The following is a 575-nucleotide window of genomic DNA, read 5'->3' as shown; positions in this document are numbered from 1 at the left end:
CGGCCAACTGCAGCCGCTGCCGCGGCCGGGCCCGCCACCAATGAGTTTGTGACGCGGCCCATTGCGCGCGCGCTGGGGGTCGAGACCCTGATCGCCGTGGAGCTGGAGCGCGGCCCCGATGGCTGGATCACCGGGGCCATTCGCGGCGTGCCCTCGTTTCGCGAGGGCAAGGTCACCCGCGTGACCCAGTGGCTGGCGGCCCAGGGGCTGGACTGGGACGGCGTGCATGTGACTTTCTATTCCGACTCCACCAACGACCTGCCCCTTCTGGAGCGCGCCGACGTGCCCGTCGCCACCAATCCGGGGGCGGGTTTGCGCCAACTGGCGCGCGAGCGTGGCTGGCGCATCCTCGACCTGTTCGACCCTCTCCCATGATCAAGACGCTGATCGACAAACTGCTGGACAAGACGGTGCGGCCGACCTTGCGCCGCTCGCGCTTCGGCAAGCGCGAGGACGTGCCGGTGGCCGTGCACGGCATCGACCCCTCGCTGGTCGATGGCCGGGCGCTGGACGTGGTGCATACCCTCAAGCGCGCCGGCTACGAGGCCTACATCGTCGGCGGCGCGGTGCGCGAC

At 70.4% G+C, this 575-nt stretch carries 1 protein-coding gene and 1 pseudogene; both read left to right on the top strand.

Annotated elements, in window-relative coordinates:
* The coding region (locus ACK4TH_RS13040; RefSeq protein ID WP_409627054.1) for an HAD family hydrolase at positions 1 to 375 on the top strand (375 nt) is incomplete at its 5' end.
* Positions 372 to 575 (top strand): annotated as a pseudogene (locus tag ACK4TH_RS13035) (polynucleotide adenylyltransferase PcnB); the annotation flags it as partial. The gene ACK4TH_RS13040 and the pseudogene ACK4TH_RS13035, both read left to right, overlap by 4 nt.

Origin of the sequence: Tepidimonas sp., assembly GCF_046292505.1 — a bacterium.
In the GTDB taxonomy this organism is placed as follows: Bacteria; Pseudomonadota; Gammaproteobacteria; order Burkholderiales; family Burkholderiaceae_C; genus Tepidimonas.
Note: the sequence above shows the minus strand (reverse complement) of the source record. Positions and strands in the feature narration are given on the sequence as shown.